Annotated in this window: 10 protein-coding genes and 2 pseudogenes; 5 read left to right on the top strand and 7 right to left on the bottom strand. The window is 63.8% G+C overall.

The genetic code is table 11. The annotated features are described in order from the left end of the window. Positions 1–11 precede the first annotated feature (11 nt). The 5 genes from K289_RS0142955 to K289_RS0142935 all read right to left on the bottom strand — a co-directional run bounded on the left by K289_RS0142955 (position 12) and on the right by K289_RS0142935 (position 5,811). Positions 12–719 carry an ABC transporter ATP-binding protein gene (locus tag K289_RS0142955; protein ID WP_027556929.1) on the bottom strand — a complete coding sequence of 236 codons (708 nt, stop codon included), beginning with the start codon at positions 717–719 and terminating at the stop codon, positions 12–14. Next, positions 706–2,478, bottom strand: coding sequence for an ATP-binding cassette domain-containing protein (locus K289_RS0142950; RefSeq protein WP_027556928.1), 1,773 nt, complete (start codon positions 2,476–2,478; stop codon positions 706–708). Before K289_RS0142950 ends, K289_RS0142955 begins: the two co-directional genes overlap by 14 nt. A 2-nt stretch (positions 2,479–2,480) precedes the next feature. Further along, a complete protein-coding gene (locus K289_RS0142945) occupies positions 2,481–3,416 on the bottom strand; it encodes a branched-chain amino acid ABC transporter permease (RefSeq protein ID WP_027556927.1) in 936 nt (311 codons plus the stop codon). A 79-nt stretch (positions 3,417–3,495) separates the two neighbouring features. Next, positions 3,496–4,887 carry an MmgE/PrpD family protein gene (locus K289_RS0142940; RefSeq protein ID WP_027556926.1) on the bottom strand — a complete coding sequence of 464 codons (1,392 nt, stop codon included), beginning with the start codon at positions 4,885–4,887 and terminating at the stop codon, positions 3,496–3,498. Between the two features lie 30 nt (positions 4,888–4,917). After that, the gene (locus K289_RS0142935) at positions 4,918–5,811 is read right to left on the bottom strand and encodes an NAD(P)-dependent oxidoreductase (RefSeq protein ID WP_027556925.1); all 894 of its coding nucleotides are present in this window, start codon (positions 5,809–5,811) and stop codon (positions 4,918–4,920) included. Positions 5,812–6,038: 227 nt separating this feature from the next. Between K289_RS0142935 and K289_RS0142930 the strand changes: the two genes are divergently transcribed. The 5 genes and pseudogenes from K289_RS0142930 to K289_RS47495 all read left to right on the top strand — a co-directional run. Beyond that, positions 6,039–7,415 carry an MmgE/PrpD family protein gene (locus tag K289_RS0142930; protein ID WP_027556924.1) on the top strand — a complete coding sequence of 459 codons (1,377 nt, stop codon included), beginning with the start codon at positions 6,039–6,041 and terminating at the stop codon, positions 7,413–7,415. Between the two features lie 28 nt (positions 7,416–7,443). After that, a complete protein-coding gene (locus K289_RS0142925; protein ID WP_027556923.1) occupies positions 7,444–7,833 on the top strand; it encodes a carboxymuconolactone decarboxylase family protein in 390 nt (129 codons plus the stop codon). An 11-nt stretch (positions 7,834–7,844) separates the two neighbouring features. Beyond that, positions 7,845–8,654 carry an N-acyl homoserine lactonase family protein gene (locus K289_RS0142920; protein WP_027556922.1) on the top strand — a complete coding sequence of 270 codons (810 nt, stop codon included), beginning with the start codon at positions 7,845–7,847 and terminating at the stop codon, positions 8,652–8,654. 63 nt (positions 8,655–8,717) lie between these two features. Beyond that, positions 8,718–9,365, top strand: a complete 648-nt coding sequence (locus tag K289_RS47500; protein WP_245284171.1) for a GntR family transcriptional regulator — start codon at positions 8,718–8,720, stop codon at positions 9,363–9,365. A 347-nt stretch (positions 9,366–9,712) separates the two neighbouring features. Then, positions 9,713–10,684: pseudogene (locus K289_RS47495) on the top strand (uroporphyrinogen decarboxylase family protein); the annotation flags it as partial. 90 nt (positions 10,685–10,774) lie between these two features. Here the strand turns inward: K289_RS47495 and K289_RS47490 are convergent. Both K289_RS47490 and K289_RS47485 read right to left on the bottom strand, forming a co-directional pair. Then, positions 10,775–14,677 carry an AAA family ATPase gene (locus K289_RS47490; RefSeq protein WP_198024906.1) on the bottom strand — a complete coding sequence of 1,301 codons (3,903 nt, stop codon included), beginning with the start codon at positions 14,675–14,677 and terminating at the stop codon, positions 10,775–10,777. A 108-nt stretch (positions 14,678–14,785) separates the two neighbouring features. After that, a pseudogene (locus K289_RS47485) lies at positions 14,786–15,084 on the bottom strand (IS256 family transposase); the annotation flags it as partial.

Genomic DNA, 15,084 nt, shown 5'->3' with positions numbered 1-15,084 from the left:
GTTTTTGTTGGTCACATGCCGAGATAGGCCTTGCGCACGCGGTCGTCGGCGCGCAGCGTGTCGTTGTTGCCTTCGAGCACGACGTGTCCCGCTTCGAGGACGTAGCCGTGGTCGGCGGATTCCAGCGCTTCCGCGACGCGCTGTTCGACCAGCAGCATGGTCAGCCCGGACTGGCGCCGGATCTCGATCAGGCGCTCGAAGATGAAGTCCGCGGTCGAGGGGGCGAGCCCCATCGAGGGTTCGTCCAGCATCAGCAGCTTCGGCGAGGAGGCGAGGCCGCGGCCGATCGCGAGCATCTGCTGCTGGCCGCCGGACATCGTGCCGGCAAACTGATTGCGGCGTTCCTTCAACACCGGCAGCCATTCGAAGATGCTCTCGATATTGGCTTTCCAGTCGCGTCGGCCGCTTTCGGTCATCGCGCCCATTTCGAGGTTCTCCATCACTGTCAGTGACGGAAACACTTGGCGTCCCTCGGGGACATGCGCGATGCCGAAATGCGCGCGCTGCGGCGGTGGCACCGCAAGGAGGTCGACGCCGTCGAAGGTGATTCTTCCGCCGCTCGGTTTCACGATGCCGGAGATCGCCTTGAACAGCGTGGTCTTGCCGGCGCCGTTCGGCCCGACGATCGCGACGAACTGGCCTGCGCCGACATTGATCGAGACGTCGTTCAGGACGGGCTTTGCGGAATAGCCCGCACTCAATCCCTCAATTCGCAGCATGGCCCACCCATTTCTTGCCGAGATAGGCCTCGATCACGCGGCTGTCGCGCGTCACCACCTCCGGGAGGCCCTCGGTGATGACGGCGCCGTGGTCGAGCACGAGGAAGCTGTCGACCAGCCGCACCATCGCCTGCATGGTGTGCTCAATGATCGCGATGGTCATGCCGTCGCGCGCAAGCTGCTGGATCACGGCGACGACCTCGTCCGCCTCACCGTGGCCGAGACCTGCAAGCGTCTCGTCGAGCAGCAGAATGCGCGGCTGTCCGGCAATCGCACGGGCCAGCTCCATCAGCCGCAGCTCCTTGGTCGAAAGCTCGCCGGCGACGCGATCGGCCACGGCCGAGAGTCCGACGCGGGCGACGGCATCGGCCGCCAGCTTGCGCGCCTCATCGTCAGAGCGCGCGCGGACATAGGCTCCGACCACGACGTTGTCGAGGATCGACATGCGCAGGAACGGCCGCATCACCTGGAAGGTGCGGCCAATGCCGGCCTCGCAGATCGTGTGCGGCCGCTGGCCGGACATGTTGCGGCCGTTGATCAGTACCTCGCCCTGGCTCGGCTTCAGGAATCCATTGAGCAGGTTGAACAGCGTCGTCTTGCCGGCGCCGTTGGGTCCGATGATGCCGAGGATCTCGTTCTTGTGCAGCTTGAAGCTGACGTCCTGCACCGCCTTGAGCCCGCCGAAGGAACGCGACAGGTTGCGGACCTCGAGCACGACTTCGCCGGTCGCGGCGCGCTGCCGCGCGGCGGGCTTCAGTGTTGTGACGTTGACGGCGGCTGCGTCCGTAGTTTCGCTAGCGGCCGGTTTGGAAGCATTGCGCTTGCGCAGCAGATCGCGCAGCTTCCAGAACAGGCCTTCCGGTGCCAGCAGGATCACGCACACGATGGCGAGCCCGAAGATGACGCCCTGGATGCCGGGAATGCGTGCTCCGGCTTCGGCGTGCAGGATCTCGGCGAGCGGGATCAGGATCGCCGAGCCGATGACCGGGCCCCAGACCGAGCCGACACCGCCGAACATCGCGACCGTCAGTGCCTGCGCCGACACCAGCATGCCGAACACCGATTGCGGCGTCACGACCAGCAGCACCTGCGCGTAGAACCCGCCGATGGCGGCGGCGATTGCCCCGCTTAGCGTGATCGCGCGCAGCTTCCAGGCCAGCGTGTTGATCCCCGCCGCTTCAGCCGCGGCCTCGTTCTGCTTGATCGCGAGCAGCGCCATGCCGAAGCGCGAGCGTTCGATAACCTGCGTCAGCACGATGGTCGCCAGCATGATGGCGAGCCCCAGCAGCGTGTAGATGTGGGGATCGGCGAATTGCATGTAGGCGATCGGCGCGTCGCGCTTGATCGGGAGCGTCACCTCTTGGAACCCGAGCCACTCGAACACGTAGAGAATGGCGAGCGGGTAGGCGAGCATCGCGAGGGCGAAGTAATGGCCTTGCAGGCGAAAGGTCGGAAATCCGATCAGAAGCCCGGCAATGCCGCCGAGCACGGCGGCGAGCGGGATCAGCAGCCAGGGCGAGATGTTGAAATAGATCTGCCCGAGCGCGGTCGCATAGGCGCCTATCCCGAAGAAGGCGGCATGGCCGAACGAGATCAGCCCGGTGTAGCCGCTGAGCAGGTTCCAGGACAGGCCGAACACCGCCCACACCGGCACCAGCGTCAGGATGAGCTGGTAATAGGAGTTGGTGACGCCGAGCGAGATGCCGGCATAGGCGAGCGTGAAGAGGAGGGGAGGCAGAAAGGAGCGCATTCGAAGCATGGTCACGTCCTCTCGACCATGCGCCCGAAGAAGCCTTGCGGGCGGAAGAAGATGATGAGGAGGAAGACCGCGAAGATCGCGGCGTTCTGCAATTGCGTCGGCAGGATCAGCGTCGACATCTGCTGCACGAGGCCGATCGTCATGCCGCCCCAGAAAGCGCCGATGATGCTGCCCATGCCGCCGAGCACGACGCCCGCATACATGACGATGACGTATTCGAGGCCGACGAAAGGATGAAACGGATAGTTGGTCGCGAGCAGGCCGCCGGCAATCGCGGTGATGCCGCAGCCGAGCGCGAAGGCGGTGCGGTGCGCGCGATCGACGTCGATGCCCATATAGGTCGCGGCGGTCGGATTATCGGCGGCGGCGCGGAGTGATTTGCCAATCCGCGTGCGCGTGATCAGCAGCGAGAGCAGAATCATCATTGCCAGCGAGACGATCGCGTCGATGCTGCGGGCCTTGTTGAGGAAGATGCTCATGTCGAGGAAGGGGCCGAGCTCCCAGGCCGAGCTCGACAGCGGCGTGCGGATCGAGGCCAGCACCGAGCCGAACACAATGAGGCCGCCATTCTGCAGGATCAGCGCGATGCCGAGCGTGAGGATGAGCTGGGCGTAATGGCCTTCGCCTTCCAGTGAGGCCGTGCGCGTCCCCGACACATGCGAGATCAAGGCCCGATGGACGAAATAGCCGAACACGGCGAGCACGGGCCCAGCCAAAAGGATGGCAACGAACGGCCCGACCGTATTGCCGAACAGCGCCTGCACGCCTGCGGCGGTGAAAAGATAGAAGGCGGTGTACATGCCGAGCATCATGAAATCGCCATGGGCGAAGTTGATGACCCGCATGACGCCGAAGATCAGGCCGAGCCCGACGCACATCAGGCCGTAGACGGCACCGATCAGCAGGCCCGCGGCGAGCGCTTGCAGAAATCCTTCCATCAGCCCCGCCTCCGCGCTGCTGACGGTTCTAAGCTGGTCTCCAGGTCGACCATGTTTCCCCCGTGCTCTCCGGCATTTCTTATGATGCCGATCGTAAAACCCGTTCCGTTTCCAGACGGCACTGCGCTGCGATGGCGCCGGCATTACCGAGCTGTTCGCAGTCGTCGATGAGTTGCTCGAGCCGATGTGCGCGGTCCTTGCCGAGGACTCTGGCAGCGGCAGCGCGGAAGCGTGCGCGAATATCTGCAGGTGTTGCGGCGATGACGTCGGGCAAGGTGTGCCGGATCGTCCGGCCGCCGCGCAGATGAACGGTCACCTCCGCGCCCTGCTTGCTGGGGAAAGCGGCGGTGAAGCCGGCATCGGCCTTGAGGTCCGTCACTGCCACCAGGCGGATGATGTCGGCATCGTCGAGCTCAGAGTAATTCTCTTCCTCGATCTCGCCCCGCGCCAGCGTCGCGGCGACGCTGAACGGAATGCTCATCTTGGCCTGTAGCGCGTTGCGATAGGGCCCCATGGAGTCGCAACCGGGATAGCGGACCGCGGCACCTGGCGCGCGAATGACGACGCGGTCGATTTCGTCGGCGCTGGCGAGTTCATGCGAGACGCGAAGCGCCGCTTGAGCGGCGGTCTGCGCGAAATTGCAGGCGGGGACCGGCTTGTTGTAGACGGCCATGATTTCGCTCTCCCCATTGGGGAAGAGTGCGATGCTGTCGGGAGCGGCCTGGCGGCGATAGGCGGCGAACAGGCCTGCTTCGCCTTCGAGGATCGTTTCCGAGCCGAAAGCGCCGGCTGCGGCAAGACCGATCGCCTTGATCGCGTTGCTGGCGGCGAAACCGGGATGGAAATACATGTCGGACCCGCCGGCATGCGGCCACTCGTTCAGCCCGCTGGAGGTGTTGGCCGCGATCGCGATGGCGCTCGTTGCCTGGTCCTCGGACAGGCCGATCGCAAAGCTTCCCGCGAGTGCCGCGCCCGGAGGCGTGACCAGGCCCGTCGGGCGATAGAGACGCGCGAGGTCGGAGGTCAGGAGCGCGCGGCCGATCCGTGCGCCGGCCTCATAGCCGATGATGGCAGAGGCTAGCAGCCTGCTCCCGTGCAGCGGCGCCTGTTCCGACAGCGCCAGCAGCGTCGGCCAGATCACGACACCGTGGTGCGCGATGCTGGCCGCATGCATGTCTTCGCGCACGAGACCATGCCCCATCACGGCGTTGGCGAAGGCCGCGTCGGCGGGTGAGGAGAGCTGCGAGGTCCCGATGATCGTTGTGCTGCCGCCGGCTTGCGCGATCGCAACGGCCTGGCGGCTCCAGGGATGATTGCCTGCCTCGAAGGCGCAGGACAAAAAGTCGAGCAGGCAGAGCTTTGCCTTGGCGACGACTTCGGGCCCGAAATCTCCGAGATCCCGCGCAAGCACGCTCCGCGCCATCTGGCGGGCGAGCGAGACCTTGCCTGATCCGGTCGGGCCGATCGTCATCGCAATCGCTCTCCCCGATAGTTTGCGCGATCAGCCGCGCATCTCGACGCCGGCCCACTCCTCGAGCACCTTGGCGATCGAGGTGAAGTCGGAAGACGCGCCATATTTCGCGTTGGTGATCGCGAGCATCTGCCGCACCACCGCGCCGCAGACCATCGGCACGCCCATCGCCTCGGCCTCGTCCACGCAGAGGCGAACGTCCTTATAGGAAAGGCCGGTGGCGAAGCCGAAGTCGAACGTACCGGGCAGCACCGCGCGGGGAAATTTGTCTTCGGAGGCGCTGTTGCGCCCGCTGCTGGCGTTGATGATGTCGATCAGCACCTTTGCGTTGACACCACCCTTGACGCCCATCGCGACGGCTTCCGAGGTGATGACCAGCGCCGCCGCCGCCATCAGATTGTTGGCGAGCTTGGCCGTCTGCGCCACGCCGGGCTTGTCGCCGGTGTAGAACAGCTTGCCGAAATTCTTCAGGATCGGCTGCACGGTGTCGTAGGTCGCCTGCGGGCATGACACCATCACGGCCAATGTGCCGTTGACGGCGCCCTTGATCCCACCGCTGACGGGCGCATCGACCAGCGTCATGCCCTTGGCCTTCAGGCCTTCCGCAACAAGCTTCGCCGCGCCCGGACCCGAGGTCGACAGATCAATCACGATCTTGGCGCGGTTACCGCTGCTGATGCCGTCCTGTCCGAGCGTGACGGCCTTGACGATGTCGGGCGTCGGCAGGCTTGCGAGCACGATGTCGGCGCGCGAGGCGACGTCCGCCGGCGATTTGCCGAGCTGCGCGCCGCGTTTGGCCAACGGCTGGGTGGCTTCTGTCTGGGTGTCATAGACAACGAGCGAATAGCCCGCGTCGATCAATCGCCCTGCCATGGGGCCGCCCATACGTCCCGTCCCGATTATGCCGAGGATTTCTCCCGCCATCGTCTACTCCCTGTCGCACGGCCCCGTGACGGGCGCGCCTTCTTGATCTCGTTGGTCAATCGTTTTCGCCGGCCGGCCCTGTCGGCCGCCGTCGTCGTGGCAGCGGGATCCCGCGCCAGCAACCGAGATTGTTATGATTGTCAGACAAGCTGTCAAGCATAACATTTAGGGTCGACAGTTTGCCGCGGATCGTCATATGGTTCGGGAAAACGAGGAAGACGCCCCGCGTGCCGCAAGTCCCAACTCCGAGTGTGAGCAAGACGCTCGCCGATTTCGTCGCATCCTCGTCATGGGCAGACGTCGAGGCGCAGAGCGCTGAGGCGCGGCGATCGATCCTCAATTTCTTTGCAACCGCGCTCGGCTCCGCACGCGATCCCGTCGTCACTGCAGCGATGCGCACGCTGGCGCCGTTCAGCGGCGCCGCGACATCGACGGTCATCGGTCACTCGCAGCCGATGGTTGCGCTGTGTGTGTCGTTTCTCAATGCCATCTCAGCGAATCTGCTCGACTTCGACGACACCCATCCCGAGACGATCATTCATCCGGCAGCGCCGGTCGCCGCTGCCACATTCGCGCTTGCGGAGACGCGAAAACTGTCGGGGCGCGAGGTGCTGACGGCGTTCATCCTCGGCGTGGATGTGGAGTGCCGCATCGGCAATGCGGTTTCGCCGCGTCATTATGCGCGCGGCTGGCACATCACCTCGACCTGCGGCATCTTTGGTGCTGCAGCAGCGTGTGCGAAGCTCCTGGGCTTGCCTGCGGAGGGGATTGCGAACGCGATCGGGGTTGCGGCGAGCCAGTCAGCCGGCAATGTCGAAAACCTGCCGAGCGCTGCCAAGAATGTCAGCGTCGGTAACGCGGCGCGGAACGGGCTGTTCGCCGCGCTGCTTGCGCAGCAGGGCTATGGGGCCGCGCCACGCGCCATCGAAGGCCCGCTCGGTTGGGCGCGCACCATGGGCGACGAGCCGGATCTCCCTCGTTTGCTCGACGGTCTCGGCAAGCGCTGGGAGATCGCCAAGAACACCTACAAGCCCTATCCCGCCGGCATCGTGTTCCATTCCGTCATCGATGCCTGCCTGCTGCTGCGCGAACGGATCGGCCGCAAGGTCGACCAGATCGAGTCCGTGACAGTGCAGGGCTCGGCGCTGCTGCTCGCGCGCGGCGATCGCCCCGTCAACAACGAGCGCGATGCGCGCGTCAGCATTCATCATTGCGTGGCCTGCGGATTGCTGCTCGGCGCGGCCGGTGTGACCGAGTTCGCGCAGGAGACTGTGGTCCGGCCCGATATCGAGCAACTGCGGCAGAAGGTGAGGGCGGAGCTCGATGCTCAGATGCCGGATGGCGCTGCGCGCGTCACCTTGCACCTGTTGTCCGGCGAGGTGCTCACCGAGACCGTCGTCTCGCCGCGCGGCAGCCAGGCTGCGCCGCTTTCAGACAGCGACATTGAAGAGAAGCTGCGCGAAGGGGTGCGCACCGGTCAAAGCGACTGGGACGCGGACCGCGTCATTGACGCGGTCTGGCAATTCGATGCGGCGGACGACGTCGGCAATCTCCTGCAATCGCTGCGCCCGCCATTGGTGCCGCGCCACACTTCTTCCAACTAGACTCTCTCAACACTTGAAAGGGACGATCATGAGCAAGACCGAACTGTTCGAAAAGGGCCTCAAGGTTCGCAAAGAGGTGCTGGGCGAGGACTACGTCAACAAGTCGATTGCCGGCGCTGACGAGTTCACGCGCACCATGGCGGAATGGTCGACCGAATTCTGCTGGGGCGCGCTGTGGTCCCGGCCCGGCGTCGATCGGCGCACGCGCTCAATCGTCAACCTGGCGATGCTCGGCGCGCTGAACCGCCCCCACGAATTGAAGCTGCACGTCAAGGGCGCCCTGAAGAACGGGCTGACCAAGGAGGAGATCAAGGAAATTTTGCTCCAGGTTGCCGTCTATTGCGGCGTGCCTGCCGGCATCGACGCCTTCCGCAACGCGCGCGAGGCTTTTAACGAGGTCGACGCGGCCGGTTCCTGAGGGCGACCCCCATGGCGGACCCGGAATACGAGCTTTTCGCCATCCGCTACGCGACGCGGGATGCGCAGCGGAGCGAGCACTTCATCGGCGGCGACCCACATGACGGGCCGATGCCGATGGACTATTTCATGTGGCTGGCGAAGGGAGGCGGACCCACCTTCGTTATCGACACCGGGTTCAACGCCGAAATCGCCAAGCAGCGCAGGCGGACGTTCCTGCGCTGCCCGGTGGAGACGTTGGCCGCGTTCGATGTGGACGTTGCCGACGTCAAGGATGTGATCCTCACGCATCTGCACTACGACCACGCCGGCAATTTCGACCGGTTTCCGAACGCGCGGTTTCACCTTCAGGAGCGGGAGCTCGCCTACGCCACCGGGCGCTATATGCAATATCCGCGTCTCTCGCATTCCTTCGAGGTCGAGGACGTCTGCGGGATCGTGCGGCTGAACTACGCGCGCCGGGTGCTGTTCTACGATGGCGACGCCGAGATCGCGCCCGGGCTCACGGTCCATGCAGCCGGCGGACATTCCGCCGGTCTTCAGTTCGTTCGCGTCCACACCCGACGGGGCCCCGTCGTGCTCGCCTCCGACGTCAGCCATTTCTACGAGAACATGACCAGCGAGCGTCCCTTCACGACCGCGTTTCACGTCGGCGATATGCTGGTCGGTTTCGACAAGCTACGCGCCGCGGCGCCCGACGTGGACCACGTCGTCCCGGGCCACGATCCGCTGGTCATGAAGCTTTATCCTTCGCCGAGCCCGGACCTGAACGGTGTTGCCGTTCGCCTTGACGTCGCGCCGTCCGGGCCTGCTCATTCGTAGGACGTTGAGACGGAAGCCCCGGAGATGGTCCGCGCAGCCTGACATCGGCGCTGCACGAACGGTTTGCGCGCCGACATCCTGGCGACGCGGCTGCTGCCGGGTCAGGAGCTGCACATCGCAGGACTCGCAAAGCAGTTTTCCGTGAGCCTAGCCGCCGTGCGCGAGGGGCTGTCGCGTCTGGTCGCCGACGGCCTCGTGCAGGCATCCGACCAGCGCGGCTTTCGCGTGAGTCCGGTCTCGCTCGCCGATCTCGCCGACGTGACGCAGATGCGGATCGACATCGAGGGTCTTGCGCTGCGCCGCTCGATCGAGCGCGGCGATGATGCCTGGCTAGCTTCGGTAAAATCGGCCTGGGCGGATCTGAAGGCCGTTCCATATCGCTATCCTGACGATCCGACGGTGCACTACGAGGAGTGGGTCGTCCGTCATCGCATCTTCCATCGTGCACTAGTCAATGCTTGCGGCTCGTCTTGGCTGCTTGGCTTCCGCGACGTGCTTCACGAGCAAAGCGAGCGCTATCGCCGCCTCGCGATCCGCAGAGAGGTCGGCAAGCCGCGCGACGTCGAAGCCGAACACAAGGCGATCGTCGCTGCTGTGGTGAAGCGCGATGCGGATGCCGCAGTTCGCGCCTTGTCAAGGCACTTCGGCGTCACCAAAGAATTCGTTGAGCTCGCGGCTTCCCGAATTGCGGCGGTCAGCAGCTCAACCTGACCATCAAGCGAACGCCGAAAATAATAATCAGAGACCGGGAAGGAAGCCAGTAATGAGACTCGATCGCCGTCACGCGCTCATATCGCTCGTAGCCGCCGCAATTCTGGCCGGACCTGCGAGCGCAGCCGACACCATTCGCGTCGGTCTCCCCACCAAAACATACTGGCCGACGACGGTCGCCGTGACGGCCGTGCGGCAGAAGCTGTTCGAGAAGGAAGGCATCCAGGCCGAGCTGACCATCTATCGCAGTGGCGCCGAGACGTTTGAAGGCATGGCTGCGGGCGCAGCCGACATCATCCTCGATCCGCCGTCGCTAGTTTCCGCCGGACGCAAGAAGGGCGTGATGTCGTGCATTGCTGTCGAAGGTGGTGCCGCGCACCCGTCTGCACGATATGTGGCGGTTGCCGGCGGAGCATCTGGAGGAGGCGCAGGACGATGCGACCATCGTCGCGATCCGCGACATGGAGCGCGCCGGCATCGACATCGTGACCGATGGCGAAATCCGCCGCGAGAGCTACTCCAATCGCTTCGCCACGGCGCTCGACGGCATCGGCGGAGACAATCCGGCGATGATCGTGGCGCGCGCGGGCAATACCCAGACGCCGGTGCCGCGCATTGTTGGTCCCGTGAAGCGCAAGGGACCGGTCGATCTGCACGATATGCAGTTCCTGCGCAAGAACACGAAGCGCGCCGCGAAGATTACCCTTCCTGGCCCATTCACGATGAGCCAGCAGGCCAAGAACGAGTTCTACAAGGACGAGGAAGAGCTGGCGATGGCGCTGGCAGAAGCTGTCAACGCCGAAGCGCTCGATCTGCAAAAGGCCGGTGCCGACGTGATCCAACTCGACGAGCCCTGGGTGCGCAACAATCCGGAACTCGCCAAGCGCTATGCTGTCAAGGCGATTAACCGCGCGCTGAAGGGCATTACCGTGCCCACCGTCGTGCATCTCTGCTTCGGCTATGCGGCAGTCGTGCCAGGCTCGAACAAGCCAGCCGGCTACTCGTTCCTTGCCGAGCTCGACGAAACCATTGCCGACCAGATCTCGATCGAGGCGGCACAACCGAAGCTCGACCTCGGTGTGCTCAAGGACCTCTCGTCGAAGAAGATCATGCTCGGCGTGCTCGACCTCGCAGATCCCGCGATCGAGAGTGTCGACACAGTCGCCGACCGCATTCGCAACGGTCTGAAATATGTCTCGCCGGACCGTCTGGTTCCGGCGCCGGATTGTGGCATGAAGTATATGCCGCGCGCGACCGCGTTCGGAAAGTTGAAGGCAATGTGCGATGCGGCGGCCAAGGTCCGGCAGGAGATTGGCTGAAGAAACGTTCGGCCGGCGAGGATTATTCGTTTGCAGGTCACCGCCAAGCCGTGGCTGGGCGCTCGAAACCTGCGCGGGCGTCGTCCGCCTTTAAGCTTGCTCCGATTTCAGTTCATGAAGAATTTGCTGCGCACGCCGCAGGTCGGTGGAATTAAAGCCCTCTGTGAATTGGTCGTAGATCGGTTGCAGCAGCCCTATCGCATCCACCGCGCGCCCGCTGCGCCGCCAGAACGATGCAAGATCGCAGGCCGTGCGGAGTTCCCAGCATCGTGCTTGCTGGCGTTCGGCAATCTGCAAACTCGTCACGTAGAGAGCCTCCATCTGCTTAGCCGTGCCCTTGATCCGGGGAAGCAAGCCTGCCTTGAGGCGCAGCAATTCGGCAAGAAACCATTGTTCACTGCCTTTCTCGGCGACGGCAATCGCCTTTTCGATCGTTGTTCGAGCTGACGCCATGTCACCGTGCTTGGCATGGGCCTCTGCTTCCAGCGCCAGGAACAGAGGGAGCCAAAGACGGGCTCCTGCCTTTTGCCAATTGGCTATGCCCGATTGAAGCAGTTCAATTCCCTGATCAAAATCACCCTCACAGATGCTCGCCCATCCTTCGAGGATGCGGCCGCAAGCCATCCAGTGCGACAAGCCATGGTCGCGGCAGGACGTGACGACCAGTTCGGCGTAAGTCCGCATCTGCCGGGCGCTACGCCCGAAAATTTCAAACAGGCCGCGCGCATGGCAGATGGTGAAGGCGCTAGTGTGCGGGTCGGATAGCTCGTTTGAACGGTTCACCGCCGCGTCTGCGATTTGCGAGGCCTGTTCGAACAATCCGAGATGCCACAATGCCCAACTCAGATAACATAACGCCGCCGCTCCGATGTCCTGACCGTAGCGGGAGCGCGACAGTGCATGTTGCCGCGGGTCGTAGAGCGCCTTGGCTTTCGTTAGGTAAGGAAGCGCGGCTTTGAAATCTCCCTTGGTCAGATAGGTCGTTCCGACGATGCGATGGGCAACGCATCGCGCGCCGGAGTCGTGATGACGCTCGGCTTCAGCCAGAAACTCGAGGGCTGCTTCCGTTTGCCTCGCGACCTGTCCGCCGACATAGTAGCCGGCCCATATGCCGTACAGGATCGCAAGCTTCTGCGCAGGGTCCGTTGAATCGTCAATGAGAGCTTTCGCTCGCAACAAAGCTTCGCCCGTCTCGGGGGCGGCATAGCCGTGGCTTGCGATCAATGCCTGACCGAGCATGACTTCCAGCTCAAGCGCCTGACGCTTGCGTGCTGTACCCTCAGGGTGCGCTTGCAGCAACTCAAGCGCCCGGGTGAGATGGCGCTTGGCCTCGGAGGTGGCCGATCGCTCGATCGCGCGCTGACCGGCCTTTCGCAAGTAGCCGATCGCCCTTACGGTCAGTCCTGCCTGAATGAAGTGATGGGCCAGCAGCTCGGGCTGGCTTTCGACCAACTCGGGGAAGCCGCCTTCGATTGCATCCGCAATTCGGCCGTGGAGTTGCTGTCGTTCGGAGCGCAGCAAGGTGCCGTATGCCGCGTCTTGAACCAGTGCGTGCTTGAAGACGTAAACCGAATTCGGCGGCTCGCCGCGGACGAATACGAGTTCGGGAGCGGCCAATTGGGCGAGGGCGGCCTCCAGGAACGGGCCTGACAAAGGCGCGACGGCTGCGAGCAGCGGGTAAGAGAATTCGCGGCCGATGACTGCACCGATCTGGGCGACCTTCTTGACCGGGCCGAGCCTGTCGAGGCGGGCCGTGAGGGAGTCCAGCAGTGTCGCGGGGATCGCCAGCGTTGGCAGCTCGTTGCTCGCGACGGGCCGCTTGATGGTGTCCTGGAGCAGGCCGGACTCCATGACCGACTTGGTGAGTTCTTCCACAAACAAGGGAACGCCGTCGGTCTTGCTGACGATCTGCGCGAGCATGCCGAGCGGCAGAGATTTGCGCCGGGCAACGTCCAGGATGATGGTCTCCGTCGGCTCGCGTCCCAGCCGGTCGAGCCGAAGCATCGTGACGTACGGTTCATCGAGCCACGGCGGGAAGAATTCCGGCCTGAAGCTCATCAGGACGAAAACATGCGCCGACTTGATTGACGCAATGAGCATGCCGAACAGTTCCAGCGTGCTTGAATCCGCCCAGTGGGCGTCGGCAAGTTCGACGACAAGCGGTACTTCTCGTGCAGATCCCAGCATCATCCGGATCAAGGCCGAGATCGCGAGATCCTTCTTGCGATGCGGGGTCTGGTCCGCCGTGGCTGTCTCTACCGTGGGGATCGAAAGCAGGTTGGCGCAGGAGAGAATATCGGCCGGCGCTGCAGTGCCCGATTCGGACAGGGCCGCACCGAGCTTCTTCAGCTTGACCGCTGGCGTATCCCCCGGCTCGAATTGCGCTGCTCGTTCGAGCTGCTCGATGATCGGATGAAACGGGCTGTTGGCGTGGTGCGGCGCGCATTGATACCGCATCGTCGTATGCGGCTCAGCGCAAATACGCTGCAGCACAACTTCGCAAACGCGCGACTTTCCAATACCGGCTTCGCCGCACAGAAGGACTGCCTGACCTTTGCCGGCCTTCACGTTTTTCCAGGCCGCCATCAACTGCCGCAATTCGTGCTGCCGTCCGACAAATTTGGTGAGCCGTGGCCCCCGCTTGGCGCTGAAGCGGTTGTCAAAGGCATTGCGTCCGGTGACCAGGAACGCGGTCACTCTTTCGGGAACACCCACGAATTCGTGGGTGCGAGGTTCGCCGCAGATAAAAGCGTTGCCCAACAGGCTCTGTGTACTTGCCGCCACCAGAACCGAATCTGTCGATGCGATGTTGCGCAACCGAGGTGCGATCGCCGAGGGCTGTCCGACCGCGCGCTGATCGGTGATCACGACCAGCCCGGTGGCTATTCCAACCCGGATGTGAACCGGCTCTCCCGAGGACGATGCGAGCTCGGCTACCTTTGTCACCAGGTCCAGTCCGGCGCGCACGGCGCGTTCCGCATCATCCTCATGGGCCTTGGGATAGCCGAAAAGCGCCAGGACTTCGTGCCCGGCCACCCCGGACGTGAACCCGTTCGCATTTGAGATGACACTCGCGCAGGCATCCTGGAAGCGTTGCAGCGTGCTGGCGAAACGTTCCGGGTCGCCGCTGCTCGCGCCGTCGGTCGGACCGATCAACTCGAAGGACAGCACGGTAACCTGCCGTCTCTCTGAACCGGCGTGAGGCAGACCGGGGGCCGATCCGTCGGGCGCATAACCCGCCGGCTGCTGCGCTGGCGAGCTCTCTGCGGATCTTTCCGTTGCCGATGAATCGCCATCGATAGCCGGGGTGCTGGCGGCGAATTTGTATCCACCGCCTGAAACAGTGAGAATGAAGCGCGGTACTTTCCGAACAGGCTCGATCTTGCGCCGCAGCCTGCCGATCAGCACGTCGATACTGCGCCCATACAGCTCGACGCCGTTCCCGCCGATCGCGCGACTTAGCTCGTCCCGCGACAGCACCGCGCCCGGGCTGTTGGCCAGCACGATCAGGAGCGATGCCTCCGCGCGCGTCAGCGCGACTTGGCGTCCATCGGCGTGAATGAAGCTGCGCCCGGCAAAATCGATCTTGCAGCCCGCCAGGCTCAACGCGGCGGGGGTGGGTCTGACGTCGTCATGTACCGGCGGCCGCATGAGCCGGGTGAGATGCTTGAGAAGTGCCGGTTCATCGAGCGGCCGTGACTTGTAGAGGGGGACGTCAGGAAGCGAGTTCTTGAGCCTCGCGATATCCTCCGGCCGCTCCGCCAGTACGATGAGGCTAGGAATTTTGTCAGCAAGCTGACGAACGAACGCCAAGCTCGCGGCGCCCGGGTCGGACACCACGATCGCTGTGCTGATCTGCTCGTTGGCAATGAGTTCCAACGCGCGTTTTTCGCCGGCGGCCAATTCGACCGAATAGCCGGCAGGGTGCAATGCACGTGCAATTTCGGCGCGAAGGGTAGTCTCTCGCGCAACAACCAGTACGCGTTTCTTCATTTCAGCAATCCGCTCGAGCCCCGCGAGCGACATAGGTGCGGCACAATGTCTTGGGGGATGTCCCGATCGCTGTTGAACTAGGTCGGGCCGACGTTGCCGGAATGAATGTTACGCGGCCCTCGTGACGTGGGCAACGGGGTTGATCGTCATGCGATTGTGGCGAGCTTGAAGAGCCGCACGCAGAACCGACAATTGCTTATGCGCCTTCAATCGTCGGAAGCCCTTGTTGGCCTCGATCATGCCGGCCGCGACCCATCGCAAGGCCATACCGGCATCCCGCCAGCGTTTGACGTTGCGCGTGACGCGGCGAATGGTGCCCATCATGTTCTCGGCGATGTTGGTACAGGCGAGCGATCGACGAAGCTCCTTCGGCAACTTCAACCGGACGACAGTCAGGATTTCGTCGA

Source organism: Bradyrhizobium sp. Cp5.3 (assembly GCF_000426265.1).
Classification (GTDB): domain Bacteria; phylum Pseudomonadota; class Alphaproteobacteria; order Rhizobiales; family Xanthobacteraceae; genus Bradyrhizobium; species Bradyrhizobium neotropicale.
Note: the sequence above shows the minus strand (reverse complement) of the source record. Positions and strands in the feature narration are given on the sequence as shown.